Below are 15181 nucleotides of genomic sequence, written 5' to 3' on the forward strand. Positions count from 1 at the left end.
ATCACCGATACAGTAACGCGATCGCTGAATGCTGCTGGCTCCGCCAGATCAAATCCCAGCAGTCAGAAGTGCAACTCACGCTCGGCCGCGCTGTTTCGTCAAAATTTCAGCCCCTCTTCAAAATGCGATCGCGAGGGGAAACTGGCCGCCGCAGACGGAACGACAGGTCGTGACCAGGTTAAGGCCACTACCACCGAGAATATCGATGGCGTCGGGCTCGGGGCTGGCCTCGAGGGTGACGGTCAGGATGGCTTGCTGAGGCACTCGCTGCCAGATTCCCAGCTTTTTCTGCCGCTTGCTGCGCTCTTTGAGATCATCTTCAAAATTGACTTCGAGGCCGGGTTCGATGGGCAGATAGTCGCCCCAGGTAACCGTCGCTGCCACGGTCTGCGTCGCGCCAGAGGCCAAGAAGCTGAGCCCCATCGAGGCGGGAAATAGGGCCTTGCGAGCGGCGGGTTGGTCAGGCGTTTGGCCGTCTTCGCTGGTGTCGGCTTGGGTGACTGCTTCGGGCAGGTCGTCATCGCTATCGTCGTCAGAGCGCAGGTCAGCCGGTGCGTCAAAGGGAGCCAAAAAGCCACTGAGAACCACTGGAGGGGGCTTGTTTGAGCACTTCTTCGGCGTGGGTGGGATCGTTGGGGGTGGGACCAACGAGGTCAATATTCAGGGCCTCAACGAGGGTGGCGCGGATGTCAGCAAACGTGGTCAAGAGTCAGATTCCTGAGTGGCGTTAGCGGTCGGTTTCTAAGTCTGGCAAGATGGCCTGAATGTGAGTTTTGAGCGGCGGCAGGTCGTTGCTGGCAATGTCCCAAAGCACTTGGATATCTACGCGGAAGTATTCATGCACTAGGAGATTTCTGAGGCCGATGATTTGGGGCCAGGGAACGTTGGGATATCTCGCTTTGAGATCAGAGGATAGAGCGGTGGCCGCTTCGCCAATCATTTGCAGGTGGTAGGCCACCCAGACCTGAATCAGTTCTTGTTCATCGAAGGCCGATCGCCCCGGTTGGAGGTAGCGCTCGATCGCGGCGATCGCCGCCAATATATCCCGCAGTCGTTCGTCATCTCGCCTCATAGCGGCGTCGCCTCCTGCAGCACGCGATCGCGAATGCGCTCTTTGAGCATGGCAGGGGTCGCCACGTCAACTTTGTGATTTAGCAAGGCTTCGAGCTCTTGCACAAAGCCCACGGGAAACCAGGGGCTGCGCTTGGTTGAGTCATAATCGACGAGCAGATCAATGTCGCTGGTAGCGGTGTCTTCGTCACGCGCTACGGAACCAAACACGCGGATGTTGTAGGCTCCATGCCGGGCGGCGATCGCGAGGATTTCGGTTTTTCTAGCTCGAAGCAAGTCCTGAATTTTACTGTTGCTCAGTTCTGACATCGGCTTAGACCTCCATCGTCAAGGCTGGGGTTGCAACGACCGCTCCCACCGCCTTGTCATGGCGGGAGGCCATAAGGTTGTCGATTTCCTCGGGATGACCGACGTAGTATGCCCGCGCGGCTACTAAATCTAAAGGAGTCAGGCCGGGAAAGTTGTGCCGCAGTTCAGCCTCATCGGCTCCCTGTTTTTGGCGAAAGCTGAGCGTCCACACCGCGATGCGAGGGGTTTTGCGCCCCAGGCGATCGCTGAGGGTGGTTTGAAAGAGGGCATAGTCCTCTGGGGGTAAGGACTGCACCGCTTCAACGAGGGATTCTACGAGTTTGGGGTTCATGGTGGGGGGCTGGGAAAGCTGGCTTTGCTTAAATCTAGCGTTTACACCTTGGTCGCGAAGACCGGAACTTTAGGCATGCTGATTACTCGATAGATGATTGCGGAAAGAAGGGGCAGTCTCTGCGAATGGCGATGGCCCCAAGGCGCTAGACGATGGTGTAGATGACGGCTCCGTCGCTGTCGCGATTGCCCGATCGCACCAGGTCTTGACTCTCTAGCTGAACGAGCATGGAGCGAATCTCATCGACCTCTTTGCCCGTTTGAATAACACAGTCGGCCATGGTGACCGGGCCTTTTTGCTGCACGAGTTTGAGCAGTTCGATTCTTAAATTGCCGGTTTCTTCTGCTTGTTCGGCATCGACGCCCAGTTCTTTGGCGGCGGCTCTGGCCCGATGGATGGCGACGACGTTTTCAATAGTGGCCCCAATCACTAGTACACCTAGCAGAGCGCTCAGGGTCTCGTTATCAGTGTCGGCCATGATCAGCGGCAGCCAAATGACGAGCACAATGAGCGCCAACTTTTGACGCCCGGTGTAAAAGTAGCCAGCGGGGGTGATAAAAAACGTCAGCAGTCCCGCAATCCAGGTGTTTTTCTTGGCGAGTTTTTTGACTTTTCGGGGATTTGCGGCGGCAGTCATGGTCGATTTCCTCTGACAAGGGTCATTGCAGGGTGAGGGCGGTGGTCAGTATTCCAATCTAGGAATAGTGAGAGCATCGGTTTGAGATTTTGATAATTTTTGGAGAGTTCGGAGATTTTGGACTTTCCCCGGTTTCAGAGTGCCCGCTGCTTTGTGCCCACAAACTTCTTCTAAATGTCATTTTTGGTTTAAATCGAGGCGGCGGACGAGGACTTCGTCGTGGTCCTATCTGGCCCCCGCGATCGCGCTGGATTCTCGATAATGCCCGCTTTCATTGTCCCGAGGAAATCACCACAATGGCCAAGGCCGCTGGACATCAGGTGTTATTCCTGCCCCCTGACTCCCCTGGTTTCAACAAAATCGAGCATGACTTTGCCGTCTTGAAAAAGATTTTGGCCTATGCCCCCGGCGGCACCACCCTCGATGAAGTCGTGGCCAACTATCGCTGTGCCTGAAGCCGACCTAATTCTCATACTTAATTAGAATCACTATCAATTTGGCCGCGATCGCTTAGCTCTCATTGACGTTCAAACCACAAAAGGGCCGCGATCGCTCACGTCCCTTTGCTCACTTTGCCCTGGGTAGCGGGGTTAGCGGTCTACCGACCCCATGATGATGTCGATACTGCCCAAAATTGCCATGATGTCCGCTACCTTCATGCCCCGCAGCAAGTGCGGCAGAATTTGCAGGTTATTGAAGTCTGCCGCGCGAATCTTAAAGCGCCAGGGGAAAACGTTGTCATCGCCCATGATGAAGACACCCAGTTCACCCTTGCCACTTTCCAGACGGACGTAGTGCTCGCCCTCAGGAATCTTGAACGTGGGCGGAATCTTCTTCCCAGCGAATTGATAGTCAAAGTCGTTCCATTCCGACTTTGGCCCTTCTGACATGCGCTTGGCTTCCAGATTTTCGTAAGGGCCACCCGGCAGCTGCTGGCAAGCTTGCTGAACGATTTTGACCGACTCGCGCATCTCCGCCATCCGCACGACGTAACGGGCCATGCAGTCGCCTTCGGTGGCGTACTGCACCTCCCAATCCAGCTCGTCATAGCACTCGTAGTGGTCAACCTTACGCAAATCCCACTTCACGCCGGAACCGCGCAGCATCGGGCCAGACAACCCCCAGGAGATCGCATCTTCCCGCGAAATGACGCCAATGCCTTCAATCCGCCGCCGGAAGATGGGGTTATTAGTGATCAGCTTTTCGTACTCATCCACCTTGGGTATAAAGTAGTCACAAAAGTCCAAGCACTTATCAATCCAGCCGTAGGGCAAATCAGCGGCGACCCCCCCAATGCGGAAGTAGTTGTTGTTCACCATCCGCTGGCCGGTAGCGGCTTCCCATAGGTCGTAGATCAACTCCCGTTCGCGGAAAATATAGAAAAATGGCGTTTGCGCCCCCACGTCCGCCAAAAACGGCCCCAACCACAGCAAATGGTTCGCAATGCGGTTTAGCTCCAGCATGATGACGCGAATGTAGCTGGCGCGTTTCGGCACGTCGATATCCGCGAGCTTTTCGGGCGCATTGACCGTAATCGCTTCATTGAACATGCCCGCTGCATAATCCCAGCGGCTCACATAGGGAACGAACTGGATATTGGTGCGGCTCTCGGCGATTTTCTCCATACCGCGATGCAGGTAGCCAATCACCGGCTCACAGTCGACGACATCTTCGCCATCCAGCGTCACAATGAGGCGCAACACCCCGTGCATAGAGGGATGATGCGGCCCCATGTTAATCACCATGGGTTCGGTTTTGGTTTCAATGCGTGTCATGAATCCGCCTGGAAGGGTATCAACAATGAGGGCGATCGCCTCGGAGGGCAGGGCGACAACAACATCCCGATCAAGTCAAACACTTGGGTTAGGAAAAATGTTGCCCTTCATTAATATAAAAGGTCTGACCCCAGATTTTCTACGCATTTCTATACCGTAAGCTTTGGAATGGGATTGGCGCTGCCTATAGGGCGGCGGGAGAGTGGCTGGGTGGCTGGGTGTGAAAGCGGGTGGCTGGAGTAGAAGTAGAGAGAATGGAGTGGATGAGGTGGATGGAGTCGGTGTTGGGGTGGATGATTCAAGCATGAGTGATCACGCAAGCGCTTTTCAGCATGTGCCGGTGATGCCAGAGGCGGTGCTGACGGGCTTAAATCTCGATAAGCCCCAGGATGCACGGCGTTTTTTGGATGCCACGGTGGGCGGTGGGGGACACAGTGCGCTGATTTTGCAGCGAGATGACCAAATTCGGCTGGTGGCGCTAGATCAAGATGCGATCGCCCTCCAAGCCGCCCGGGAGCAGCTGGCGGAGTTTGGCGATCGCGTCACCTTTCATCACACCAACTTTGGCGAATTCCAGCCTGGTGAACAGCAATTTGCCGGTATTTTGGCCGATATTGGCGTGAGCTCCGCCCAACTCGATACCCCAGAACGGGGCTTTAGCTTTCGCCAGACGGCTCCTCTCGACATGCGGATGAATCAACACCAAGACCTGAGCGCCGCCGACATTGTGAACCATTGGGACGAGACGGACCTCGCCAACCTGATTTACGAATATGGCGAAGAACGGCTATCGCGCCGCATCGCTCGCAAAATTGTCGAGCAGCGGCCTTTTCAAACCACGACGGAACTGGCTGAGGCGATCGCCTATTGTGTCCCTAAAAAATATCGTTACGGTCGCATTCATCCGGCCACGCGCACCTTCCAAGCCCTGCGGATTGCCGTCAATGCCGAACTCGACGTACTGAAAACCTTTCTCGCCAAGGCTCCCGACTGGTTAGTGCCCGGCGGACGACTCGTCATCATCAGCTTCCACAGCCTCGAAGACCGCATTGTCAAATATGCCTTTCGCCAAGACGATCGCCTCAAGATCGTGACCAAAAAGCCACTGGTCGCAACCGAGGCTGAAGTGCAGGCCAATCCTCGGTCGCGATCGGCTAAACTCCGCGTGGCCGAAAAAGTAAAACCGGCTGATCATTAACGCGAGGGATCTATATACAGTGGCTTTTCAGACGAATGAATCGCCTTCACTGCATCAACAAAGATGACTTTGTGCAGAAATTGGGCAAACTGAGTTACGTTAATCAGCCTGATATAGCTATGAGCTCATGCGATCGCGACTGCTGAACATTCGTCACTGCACGATGGTCGGCAGAGGGCCGCAAACTTTAACCCCGTCGGCTGCATTGCCCAGTGGGCGCAAAAGCTCACAAGCACTAACTTTATCTAAAATATGGCTGCGATAGATTTCAGCATCATGTGCGTTCTATCATTAGCTCTTGCCCTTCTAGTTGGACTTTCCCGATGACTTGGGAAGACGAGAACCGTCTCAAACTCATGGTGGTGGATGACGAGCCCGACAATCTGGACTTGTTGTACCGGGCTTTTCGCCGTGATTTTGAAGTTTACCGAGCCGAAGATGGATTCAAGGCGCTGGAACTGCTAGAAACCGCCGGTGAAATGGCCGTCATCATTTCTGACCAACGCATGCCCCGCATGAATGGCACCGAATTTTTGAGCCGCACGGTCGAGCAGTTTCCCGACACCATTCGGATCGTGCTGACCGGCTACACCGACGTGGAAGACCTGGTCGAAGCGATCAACTCTGGCAAAGTCTTTAAGTACATTACGAAGCCGTGGAATCCGCAGGAACTCAAATCGGTCGTCATGCAAGCGGCGGAAACGTTCAACGTGGTCAAGCAGCGCACTCAGGCCCTCACCCAAGCGCTCGCGCGGGAATCTTTCTTTAATGACGTCATGCGGGCAATCCGCGAGTCGCTGGATTATCACAGCATGCTCCAGACGATTGTGACCACCTTGGGCAAAACGTTTGACGCGACTCATGCGGTACTGTACGCCGTTGAGGTCCAAGAGCAACAAGCGGTGCTGGATCAAGCTTTAAGCTTCAATCTACCCGCGCCAACGTCTGAGCCGCAGGACGGCTTTGCCAGCCATAGCTTGGAAGTGAGTGAGCACGTGCTCCACACCGGCGAGGGCAAAATCGATGCGGTTGATCAGCCGTCGGATCTGGTGTCGCTGACGGTACCGCTGCGGTATCAGCAAGCCACGCTCGCGATCGTGACTCTTTATCACAGTGCTGCCGACGCCAACTGGGCCGACGCCACCGCTCAATTGCTGCATAGCGTTGCGGAACAAATCGCGTTGGCGATTTCTCAGGCCAAACTTTATCAGCGTATCCAGCAGCAAACTCAGCAGATGCGTTCGGAGCTAGAGGTGGCGCGACAGATTCAGACCAATCTGCTGCGGCAAAGCGTGCCCGATATTGAAAATGTGCGGATTCAAGCTCGCTGCCTTCCCGCGCGGGAAGTGGGCGGCGATTTTTACGAAATCTTCCCCCATCCCCAAGGGCATATTTGGCTGGCGGTGGGGGATGTGTCGGGCAAGGGGGTGCCCGCCGCGCTGTTTATGGCCAGTGCGATTTCGGTCCTGCGGCGCGAGCTATCGCAAGACCGATCGCCCGCCCCCGACAAGGTGATGCAAAATCTCAATCGCAGCCTGTGGGACGATTTGGTCAACACCAACTGCTTCATCACCCTGGCGCTGATCTGCTACGACCCGAACAGCCATCAAGTTTGGTATGCCAATGCGGGGCACATTTACCCGATGGTTTGGTCAGAGGCCCAAATCAATGACCCAGAGGGGGAACCGCTGTATCTCAAAACTCGTGGCGTGCCGCTGGGCATCTTGCCAGAGTGGACGGCAGCGGCCGGGGAAATTGAGCTGTTGCCGGGGCAAACGTTGCTGCTCACCAGTGATGGTTTGACCGAAGCGACGGTGGCGAATAGTACCCAAACTGGGGGCGCGGCGATGCTGCAACAAGCGGGATTGTGGGCCTTGCTGCAACAACATCCACGATCGCTGGATTTAGATCAGCTCCTCAGCAGCATTCAAGCGGGCCGGACGGAACAAGAAGACGACCAAACCGCATTATTGCTGGAGGTGATGGCATGATGCGGACAGAACTCCGAATCCCCAGCGATCTGAAATTCCTAGCCGTGATTGAAGATTGGCTGTTGGGAGCCCTGCGGCTCGAATTAGGGGACTGGGGGGAATGGCCGAAGTGGGAAAGTCGGTTGCGCTTGGTCATTGTGGAGGCCTATTCCAACGTTGTGCGCCACGCCCACCAAGATCAGCCCCAAACGCCTGTCTGCATGCGACTGGAACTCACCGTTGATCGGCTGCATATCGAAGTGTGGGATCAGGGGCAAGGATTTGATTTGAGTACGTATCTGCCCCCCACCCCAGAGAAGTGTCAAGAAGGCGGCTATGGCTGGATGATTCTCAATCGATTGATGGATAAGGTGGAGTATCAGGTTCAGGTGCCAGGCCAAGGCAACTGTTTGCGGCTAGAGGCACATTTGCCCGTTGATCAACTGTCTCCGTCGCTCTCGCTACCGCGCACGCCCTCGCATCCCTAAGGACTTGGGAGAAACCCCAATTCCTGGTTGAAGGCAGTAGTTGGGTAGCTGGATGGCTGGAGCGCAGTTGCGAAAGGACAGGAACTGTTATTTCGCGCACGTTCCTAAATCGGCGTTAGCCCGCTGGGGTAATGTTGCCGTATCGAGCGATCGCCGTCTGCCCGGTAACTTGTGCTCGTCGCCACGCCCACATTTGGTCTCCTAGGGAGAAGTGCCACCACTCGTTGGGATGTTGCTCGAAGCCCGCCTCACTCATCACCTGTCGCAGCAGGCGTCGATGTTGATGGACTTGCTGACTGTAGGCATGACTCTGGTTGTGAAAGTGGTCGGGGTGCGATCGCGCCGACACTTCATCAATCGGCGAGCCCATATCGATGGGCTGACCGTCGCTATCCACCAACGTCAGATCGATTGCAGCTCCAGTGCTATGAGGCGGTGGCGTTTTCGGGTCGGCACTGGGCAACGCCCAAAATTGATAGACCGCTTCCATGAGGGCTTGCCTTGCTAAGTCTGAGACTTTTGCCAGGTCGAGGCCCTGCTGCTGCGCCAACTCTTGCGCTGTATGGTCCACCATGAATTGTTGCACTGCCAGGGGACGATAAGCGTCGAAGATCTGGAGACGCCAGCCGAGGGGCATAGCCTGCAAGTTCAGCTGCGCCTGAGTGAGGGCCGTCGCGACCGACTGGCGTACCCAATAGGGCGAGCGATCGCCATAGGGGGCTCCTCGCTCAACATATGGGTGAGGCGTCACCACCGCAAACTCAGTTAGCGATAGCGGCACCAGCGACTCACCGCATTCTGCAATCAGAACGTGCTGATACGGCTTCATTTCACTCTGACCAAGACAAGCATAAAGTGACAGAGGCGCGTTTACAAAATGCGAGATCGCACGAGCGTACCCGGTAGGCAGGTCAATTTTTGCAAGGTCGGCACAAAGGCGCGGCGATTGAACACGTCGTAATCGTTTTGCTCAATCACGTCCAAAATCTTGCTGTACAGCACTTGGGCCGCCCATACCGGCCAGCGCGCATCGGGACTCAATTGACTAATGCCCGTTTCAGCCTCCTGGTAAAACTTGCGAGCCCGCTGAATTTCAAACTGCATCAGGGCGCGCCAGCGATCGTCGATCACCCCGTTCAGCAAATCGGCTTCGGTGTAATCGAACAGAGCCAGGTCATCTAAGGGCAGATAAATCCGGCCTCGGCAGGCATCTTCACCGACATCGCGCAGAATATTGGTGAGCTGATTGGCAATGCCCAAGGCCACGGCCTCCTGGGTTGGGTTGGGCACAGCACCGTAGCGCCGCCAAGGAGCCGTAGTCTGTTCAGAGTCAACCCCCATCACCGTCGTTGACATGAGGCCAACCGTGCCCGCCACGCGATAGCAATAGAGTTCCAGCTCCTCAAAGGTGTGATAGCGATCCTTATCAAGATCCATCCGTTGACCGTCAATCATATCGACGAAGGGCTGAATGTCGAGGGGAAATTGCTTGAGGGTATCCACCAAAGCCACATCGGTATCTTCTACTGGATGCCCCTGAAAGATCGAGTGAAGCTGTTTTTCCCAGCGATCCAGTGTCTCTGTTGTGGTGAGCGCGGCTTGGGGACCATCGACGAGTTCGTCAGTGCGACGACACCAAACGTAAATCGCCCAAATCGCCCGACGTTTGGCGGGCGTCATCAATAGTGTTCCTAGATAAAAGGTTTTGGAATATTCCGCTGTAATCTGACGGCAAACCTCGTAGGCGTCCTCCTTAGGAACCAAATCTTTAGACCGCAGCGAGTGAGACAATTGCAGCATTAATCTTGTTAGCTGGAAACTCGGAACTTTTCAGACTACAGCGCTTAGACCCGCTGATTACGGACTGACTTCCTTTCACAGAATACGGGAAATTCAGCCCGATTTGACTGGGAATCGTGGGATTTGGCTAAGCCACGGAAGCGGGTTGACGATTGCGCTCCGCATCCTGCGCCTCTGATGATGACCGCTGACTGACTGCCTGCGCCGCTAGCTTACCAGAAAGCACCGCCCCTTCCATGCTGCCGAGGTAGCGTTGCATGGTGTAGCTGCCCGCCAAAAAGAAGTTCGCGATCGGCGTCGCCTGATCAGGCCGACAAGCCTGGGTACCAGGTGCTGCTGTGTAGACTGAACGCGGCGTTTTGACGATGCGATGCTTCAGCAACTTAGCGGGATGCTCTCCCGTTAGCTGTTCCGGATAAAGCTTTTCTAGCTCAGCCATCGTCGCCGTCAGAATGTCTGCCTCGGAGCGATCGATCCAGTCTTTAGCCGGGGCTAGCACCAACTCCAGCATGGATTTGTCTGGGTCGGCGTATTCGTGGCAAGTGTTGCTCATGTCGGCATACACACTCAGCAACTCGGAACGCGAAAAGAGCAACTGATCCACGTCGGTCATTTTGCGATCGAACCAGAGGTGGATGTTGATGACCGGCACACCGACCAAATTCTGCATTTTCTGGAAGACGTCAATTCCTTTCCAGGGCTCGGGCATCAATGCCTTGATCACATCTACGGAGGTGGCGCACACATAGGCATCCGCCGTGATGATTTCATCTTCTGCCCCGTCGAGTCCTCGCACGAGGTACCCCTGAACGGTGCTGTCCGCATTCAACAAGATCTGTCGCAGCGGTTTATTAAGCAAAACTTCGCCGCCGTGCTCGGTGACATAGTCCACCATCGGCTGACAGAGGCGCTCGGGGGGCGCGCCATCTAAAAAGGCCACCTTTGACCCGTAGCGCTCTTGCAAAAACCGATTCAGGGCGGTCAAAGGCACGGTGGCCGACACATCTTCGGGGTTAATGAAGGTCAATGCTTTGGAGGCGGCAATGAAGATGTCAGAGTTGACGCGATCGTCCACCCCTTGCCGTCGCAGCCATTCCAGCAAGCTGTACTGGTCCATCTTTTCCACATACTTTTGGCCCCGGACGATCGCGGGTAACAGGCCAATGGCAAAGCGGATTTTTTGTTCCCAGGTCAGCATGTCATTGTTGCGCAGAATCGACATGACCACGTTGATCGGGGCGGGAATATCTGGCACATCAAAGCGAGACAGAACACCAGGCTGCTCAGGCTGGTTGAAAATCAAGGTGTGCTCTTTCCATTGCAGGCGGTCGGAAATGCCCAACTCCTCCATCAACTGCAGCATGTTGGGATAGGCACCAAAAAAGACGTGCAGACCCGTCTCGTACCAATCGCCATCTTCATCTTTCCAGGCGGCGACTAAGCCCCCTAAGACGTCACGGCTTTCCAACACGATAGGCGTGTGTCCCGCATCGACTAAGTATTTTGCACAGGCGAGTCCAGCTAACCCACCACCCGCGATCGCAACTCGCATGAATGCCTATTCCCCTTGCAAGCCACCTGGCCTGCTTTACCGTCTCTTCATCATTATATGTTTCATTTCGTAACAAACTCAGAAATCTCTAAGAATCTCCTGGGCGATCCCCTCCCTTTGGCCGCTGTGATTCTCGGGTGAGGGTAGTTTCTCAGGAATAAACCTCCTAAAATAATGAATCCAGAGTTTTTGTTAGCCAGGGCAGGCCAAGCATATGACCGAGATCCTCACGGGTGACTAAGACTACTGGGCGACTACGCGAAAGTTGAGATACGCAACACATCGAATCGGTTATTTGGGGTTGAAAGCTGTGACGCAATCAATTTTGGACATTCTTCAAGACAGTGATCCGCAGGTGGCGGGCATGGTGGCCAGTGAATTACAGCGCCAGCGCCAGCACTTGGAACTCATTGCGAGTGAAAATTTTGCCTCACCAGCGGTGATGGCGGCGCAGGGCTCAGTGTTGACCAATAAATACGCCGAAGGGCTGCCGGGTAAGCGGTATTACGGTGGTTGCGAGTTTGTTGATCAAGTTGAGAGTCTGGCGATCGCCCGCATCAAAGAGTTGTTTGGGGCGGCCCATGCCAACGTGCAACCCCACTCGGGAGCCCAGGCTAATTTTGCGGTCTTTTTGGCTTTATTAAAGCCCGGCGACACGATTATGGGGATGGATTTGTCCCACGGGGGGCACCTCACCCACGGTTCGCCCGTGAATGTGTCGGGCAAGTGGTTCAACGTGGTGCAGTACGGTGTGAGTCCAGAGACCGAGACGCTAGATTTTGACCAGATTCGCCAACTAGCGCTAGAGCACAAGCCCAAGATGATTATCTGCGGCTACTCAGCGTATCCCCGCACGATTCCGTTTGAAAAATTCCGGGCGATCGCAGACGAAGTAGGAGCTTACTTGCTGGCCGACATTGCCCACATTGCGGGCCTCGTCGCGGCAGGCGTGCATCCGAATCCGGTACCCCATTGCGACGTCGTCACCACGACTACCCACAAGACCCTGCGCGGCCCTCGGGGCGGTCTGATTTTGACCCGTGATCCGGAACTAGGCAAAAAGTTTGACAAGGCCGTTTTTCCTGGCTCTCAGGGTGGCCCGCTGGAACATGTGATCGCGGCGAAAGCCGTGGCGTTTGGTGAAGCGCTACAGCCGGAGTTTAAGACCTACTCCCAGCAGGTGATTGCGAATGCTCAAGCGATGGGCGATCGCTTGCAAGCACGGGGATTAAAGCTGGTGTCTGGCGGCACCGACAATCACCTGATTTTGGTGGATCTGCGTTCCGTTGGACTCACTGGCAAGCAAGCTGACAGACTCGTGAGCGAAGTCAATATCACCGCCAACAAAAACACGGTGCCCTTTGACCCGGAATCACCGTTTGTTACCAGCGGTCTGCGCTTGGGCTCGCCCGCGATGACCACACGAGGCATGGGGATTGAGGAATTTGAGGAAATTGCCGACATCATCGCCGAGCGCTTGACGAATCCTGATGATGAAGTAGTGCGGGAAAACTGTCGGCGGCGGGTCGCGGCGCTGTGCGATCGCTTCCCGCTGTATCCCTACTTGGGCCAAGCTCAACCGGCATTGGTCTAAAGGGCAGTTCGCGAATCCAGCGATTCCGATAACTCAGCTCTATGGAGTGTATGACAGTAGACAATCGTTTTGATCTGCCATATCCTCCATGGGGCTTTATAGTATTGTCAAGATTCTAAATTTTGTTAAGAGACTCAATAATCGGCCCTTAACAGAGTTCAATTCTCGCCAATGGCCTTAGTATGGGTCGCGAATCTCCTGCTCAAATGCTGATTGCCACCCTTCGACTTTGTTGAAGCGATTTTTATGCCTTTTCAGCTTTACCATCTATTGGCCTTTGTAATTTCCGGCGCGGTCGTTTTGATCTCGACCCCAATTGTGCGGCGCATAGGTCTGAAATGTGGTCGGGTTGATGTGCCCGGCGGTCGCAAGGTGCATACTCAACCGATGGTGCGTTTGGGTGGCATTTCAATCTTTCTCGGCACGCTGACTTCGCTGCTGTTTGTCTGGTGGAGTGGCGGTTTTATTGACGCCTCGGGCACCCATTTGAGCCCCACCGACGAGTATGAAATCTGGGGCGTCACCCTCGGCGGGTTTGCCTTCTTTCTGATTGGGCTGCTGGATGATTTGTTTGGCTTGTCAGCGTCGAGTCGGCTGTTGATGCAGGCGGCGATCGCCGCGATCGCTTGGCATGTTGGCGTCAGCATTGACTTCCTGACAATTCCCTTTGTGGGCTTGGTGTCCCTCCCAGTGTGGATTAGTTTGCCCATCACGATTGTGTGGTTGGTGGGCATGACCAATGCCATCAACTGGATCGACGGTTTGGATGGTTTAGCCGCTGGTGTCTGCGGCATCGCGGCTCTAATCATGCTGATCGTGAGCTTGTTTATGGCTCAACCCGCAGCTGCTCTCATTGCGGCGGCCCTCGCTGGGGGGTGTCTGAGCTTTCTGCGCTACAACTTCAATCCAGCCAAAATTTTCATGGGGGATGGCGGCTCCTACTTTATCGGCTTTACTCTGGCGGGGGTTGGAGTCATCGGCCTGATCAAGAGCGTCACCACAGTGGCGGTGTTGCTGCCTTACATTATTCTGGCCGTCCCCATTCTCGATATGTCTGCCGTTATTTTGGATCGCCTGCGTTCTGGTGACTCGCCCTTCGTGGCCGACAAGCGCCACCTGCACCACCGACTGCTGAAGGCGGGTTTATCCCACCGTTGGGCAGTTTTGTTCATCTATGCGCTGACTCTGTGGGCCGGTAGCTTAGCGGTAGCCTTCGCGGGTATTCCGGCTGGCTTCCTGTGCGCGGCGGGGGCCACCGGACTCTTGACCTACACGGGTTGGCGCGTCAAGCAGCTCTCGCGTTAGCCGACAAAGCGTCAGCAGCAGGGAGACTTATGGCCTGGTTTTACGCTTAGAGTGACTAGCGTTTGAGAATTTTAGGTTTCTTTATGCCCTAGATAAAAGCTTGGCAAGTATCCTCTATTCAAGGATCTTCCGATGCAGACCAAGGTGTATTCGCTTCATGGAAACCAAGCAGTTTATTCTGTTAGCGCCACCGGGGACTAGAGGCGCAGAACATGCAGCGACCCTCGCTAAGCGATGGGCCGTGCCCCAGGTATCGATGTCAGAGCTATTGCAGCAGGCGATCGCCAATGGTGGCGAGATCGCGGCAGCAGTGCGTCCCGATCTGGCGGCGGGCGACCCTGTGCCAGATGAGGTGGCGCTCAAATTAGTGAAACGGCGGCTAGAGCAGCCCGACGCCGTGCTCAAAGGCTGGGTTTTGGAAGGATTTCCCCGCAGCGTCGCTCAAGCCCAGGGCTTAAACGATTGGTGGACTAAGATGGGGCGTCCGGTGCCCACTGTGATTTATTTGAAAGCGATGACAGGGATCTTGATGAATCGCCTTGCGGCTGAGCCTGGTCAAACGGCGACGACACCCGCGCTCAAGCGCTGCTTAGAGCACTACCAAGCAGAGGTGCTTCCCTTAACCGAGTACTACCAGCAGCAGGAGCAGTTGACCAAAATCAACGCGAATCTTTCGTTTGCGGAGGTCGCGAGAGACCTGGCGGGGATTGGTCAGCCGCAGTCAGAGGCAGCGCCATTGATTGCCGATGAGGCGGAACTCGATACGCTCATTTATGGTGAGTCGTGTCTAGTCGTAGACTGCATGGCCCCTTGGTGTGGGTCGTGCCAGCAGGTGTCGCCCTTGATCGACCAACTGGCAGCGGAATATCGCGATCGCGTCAACGTCATGAAAATCGACTTTGATGCCAATCGCCAACTTTCCAAGCGGTTTGGGCTTCAGGGCATTCCAGCCGTCTTATATTTCAAACATGGACAGCTACAGACGACCCTAACTGGCGTGAAATCTTACGCCGAATACAGCCATGCGATCGCCAACCTGTTGCAGTAAATCCGAAGCTGGGAGAACTCAGTTTTGGGATGCGCGTGCAACTAAAGTACCGACTCCAGACACGTAACTGACCCAGGCACCCAGCTACCCAGCCACCCAAGCA

The 15181-nt window shown here is 55.2% G+C and carries 17 protein-coding genes; 7 read left to right on the top strand and 10 right to left on the bottom strand.

Annotation, left to right across the window (positions count from 1 at the left end):
- Positions 1–117: 117 nt before the first annotated feature.
- From JUK32_RS20355 to JUK32_RS20380, 6 genes are all read right to left on the bottom strand, one after another.
- Positions 118–588 carry a hypothetical protein gene (locus tag JUK32_RS20355; RefSeq protein ID WP_204140702.1) on the bottom strand — a complete coding sequence of 157 codons (471 nt, stop codon included), beginning with the start codon at positions 586–588 and terminating at the stop codon, positions 118–120.
- Positions 557–706: a hypothetical protein gene (locus tag JUK32_RS20360; RefSeq protein ID WP_204140703.1), complete on the bottom strand. Its 150-nt coding sequence runs from the start codon at positions 704–706 to the stop codon at positions 557–559. Before JUK32_RS20360 ends, JUK32_RS20355 begins: the two co-directional genes overlap by 32 nt.
- Before the next feature lie 21 nt (positions 707–727).
- Positions 728–1072, bottom strand: a complete 345-nt coding sequence (locus JUK32_RS20365) for a DUF86 domain-containing protein (protein WP_204140704.1) — start codon at positions 1070–1072, stop codon at positions 728–730.
- Positions 1069–1380 carry a nucleotidyltransferase family protein gene (locus tag JUK32_RS20370; protein WP_204140705.1) on the bottom strand — a complete coding sequence of 104 codons (312 nt, stop codon included), beginning with the start codon at positions 1378–1380 and terminating at the stop codon, positions 1069–1071. The genes JUK32_RS20365 and JUK32_RS20370 overlap by 4 nt, the downstream gene beginning before the upstream one ends.
- A gap of 4 nt (positions 1381–1384) precedes the next feature.
- Positions 1385–1711 (bottom strand): DUF433 domain-containing protein, encoded by a 327-nt coding sequence (locus tag JUK32_RS20375; RefSeq protein ID WP_204140706.1) that lies wholly within the window; start codon positions 1709–1711, stop codon positions 1385–1387.
- Between the two features lie 145 nt (positions 1712–1856).
- Positions 1857–2348: a hypothetical protein gene (locus JUK32_RS20380; protein WP_204140707.1), complete on the bottom strand. Its 492-nt coding sequence runs from the start codon at positions 2346–2348 to the stop codon at positions 1857–1859.
- 89 nt (positions 2349–2437) lie between these two features.
- Here JUK32_RS20380 and JUK32_RS28805 point away from each other — a divergent pair, with 89 nt between their 5' ends.
- Complete coding sequence (locus JUK32_RS28805; RefSeq protein WP_204140708.1) at positions 2438–2803, top strand: transposase; 366 nt, start codon at positions 2438–2440, stop codon at positions 2801–2803.
- Positions 2804–2938: 135 nt separating this feature from the next.
- On the opposite strand, the gene JUK32_RS20390 is transcribed toward JUK32_RS28805, so the two are convergent.
- Positions 2939–4123: an NAD(P)H-quinone oxidoreductase subunit H gene (locus tag JUK32_RS20390; RefSeq protein ID WP_204140709.1), complete on the bottom strand. Its 1185-nt coding sequence runs from the start codon at positions 4121–4123 to the stop codon at positions 2939–2941.
- A gap of 304 nt (positions 4124–4427) precedes the next feature.
- Here JUK32_RS20390 and rsmH point away from each other — a divergent pair, with 304 nt between their 5' ends.
- The 3 genes from rsmH (at position 4428) to JUK32_RS20405 (ending at position 7779) form a co-directional block, all read left to right on the top strand.
- The gene (gene rsmH, locus JUK32_RS20395) at positions 4428–5321 is read left to right on the top strand and encodes a 16S rRNA (cytosine(1402)-N(4))-methyltransferase RsmH (protein ID WP_204140710.1); all 894 of its coding nucleotides are present in this window, start codon (positions 4428–4430) and stop codon (positions 5319–5321) included.
- 323 nt (positions 5322–5644) lie between these two features.
- Positions 5645–7312 (top strand): SpoIIE family protein phosphatase, encoded by a 1668-nt coding sequence (locus JUK32_RS20400; RefSeq protein WP_204140711.1) that lies wholly within the window; start codon positions 5645–5647, stop codon positions 7310–7312.
- Positions 7312–7779 carry an anti-sigma regulatory factor gene (locus tag JUK32_RS20405; RefSeq protein WP_204140717.1) on the top strand — a complete coding sequence of 156 codons (468 nt, stop codon included), beginning with the start codon at positions 7312–7314 and terminating at the stop codon, positions 7777–7779. The genes JUK32_RS20400 and JUK32_RS20405 overlap by 1 nt, the downstream gene beginning before the upstream one ends.
- Positions 7780–7894: 115 nt before the next feature.
- Here JUK32_RS20405 and JUK32_RS20410 read toward each other — a convergent pair whose 3' ends face one another.
- The 3 genes from JUK32_RS20410 to pds all read right to left on the bottom strand — a co-directional run bounded on the left by JUK32_RS20410 (position 7895) and on the right by pds (position 11131).
- Entirely contained in the window at positions 7895–8608 is a 714-nt protein-coding gene (locus tag JUK32_RS20410; protein ID WP_204140712.1) for a M15 family metallopeptidase, read from the bottom strand.
- A 41-nt stretch (positions 8609–8649) separates the two neighbouring features.
- Positions 8650–9579 (bottom strand): 15-cis-phytoene synthase CrtB, encoded by a 930-nt coding sequence (crtB, locus tag JUK32_RS20415; RefSeq protein ID WP_204140713.1) that lies wholly within the window; start codon positions 9577–9579, stop codon positions 8650–8652.
- A gap of 127 nt (positions 9580–9706) precedes the next feature.
- On the bottom strand, positions 9707–11131 hold the full coding sequence (pds, locus tag JUK32_RS20420) for a 15-cis-phytoene desaturase (RefSeq protein ID WP_204140714.1): 1425 nt from the start codon (positions 11129–11131) through the stop codon (positions 9707–9709).
- Positions 11132–11441: 310 nt separating this feature from the next.
- Here pds and glyA point away from each other — a divergent pair, with 310 nt between their 5' ends.
- From glyA to JUK32_RS20435, 3 genes are all read left to right on the top strand, one after another.
- Complete coding sequence (glyA, locus tag JUK32_RS20425; protein ID WP_309224595.1) at positions 11442–12725, top strand: serine hydroxymethyltransferase; 1284 nt, start codon at positions 11442–11444, stop codon at positions 12723–12725.
- 246 nt (positions 12726–12971) lie between these two features.
- Positions 12972–14030 (top strand): glycosyltransferase family 4 protein, encoded by a 1059-nt coding sequence (locus JUK32_RS20430; RefSeq protein ID WP_204140715.1) that lies wholly within the window; start codon positions 12972–12974, stop codon positions 14028–14030.
- 157 nt (positions 14031–14187) lie between these two features.
- A complete protein-coding gene (locus JUK32_RS20435; RefSeq protein ID WP_204140716.1) occupies positions 14188–15078 on the top strand; it encodes a nucleoside monophosphate kinase in 891 nt (296 codons plus the stop codon).
- Positions 15079–15181 lie beyond the last annotated feature (103 nt).

Origin of the sequence: Halomicronema sp. CCY15110 (assembly GCF_016888165.1) — a bacterium.
GTDB lineage: Bacteria > Cyanobacteriota > Cyanobacteriia > Phormidesmidales > Phormidesmidaceae > Halomicronema.

What these genes read in the sequence shown, in the direction of transcription:
- JUK32_RS20365 (WP_204140704.1), bottom strand. Translation starts at nt 1,072, where the DNA reads ATGAGGCGAGATGACGAACGACTGCGGGATATATTGGCGGCGATCGCC.
- JUK32_RS20370 (WP_204140705.1), bottom strand. Translation starts at nt 1,380, where the DNA reads ATGTCAGAACTGAGCAACAGTAAAATTCAGGACTTGCTTCGAGCTAGA.
- JUK32_RS20375 (WP_204140706.1), bottom strand. Translation starts at nt 1,711, where the DNA reads ATGAACCCCAAACTCGTAGAATCCCTCGTTGAAGCGGTGCAGTCCTTA.
- JUK32_RS20380 (WP_204140707.1), bottom strand. Translation starts at nt 2,348, where the DNA reads ATGACTGCCGCCGCAAATCCCCGAAAAGTCAAAAAACTCGCCAAGAAA.
- JUK32_RS20390 (WP_204140709.1), bottom strand. Translation starts at nt 4,123, where the DNA reads ATGACACGCATTGAAACCAAAACCGAACCCATGGTGATTAACATGGGG.
- rsmH (WP_204140710.1), top strand. Translation starts at nt 4,428, where the DNA reads ATGAGTGATCACGCAAGCGCTTTTCAGCATGTGCCGGTGATGCCAGAG.
- JUK32_RS20400 (WP_204140711.1), top strand. Translation starts at nt 5,645, where the DNA reads ATGACTTGGGAAGACGAGAACCGTCTCAAACTCATGGTGGTGGATGAC.
- JUK32_RS20405 (WP_204140717.1), top strand. Translation starts at nt 7,312, where the DNA reads ATGCGGACAGAACTCCGAATCCCCAGCGATCTGAAATTCCTAGCCGTG.
- JUK32_RS20410 (WP_204140712.1), bottom strand. Translation starts at nt 8,608, where the DNA reads ATGAAGCCGTATCAGCACGTTCTGATTGCAGAATGCGGTGAGTCGCTG.
- crtB (WP_204140713.1), bottom strand. Translation starts at nt 9,579, where the DNA reads ATGCTGCAATTGTCTCACTCGCTGCGGTCTAAAGATTTGGTTCCTAAG.
- pds (WP_204140714.1), bottom strand. Translation starts at nt 11,131, where the DNA reads ATGCGAGTTGCGATCGCGGGTGGTGGGTTAGCTGGACTCGCCTGTGCA.
- JUK32_RS20430 (WP_204140715.1), top strand. Translation starts at nt 12,972, where the DNA reads ATGCCTTTTCAGCTTTACCATCTATTGGCCTTTGTAATTTCCGGCGCG.
- JUK32_RS20435 (WP_204140716.1), top strand. Translation starts at nt 14,188, where the DNA reads ATGGAAACCAAGCAGTTTATTCTGTTAGCGCCACCGGGGACTAGAGGC.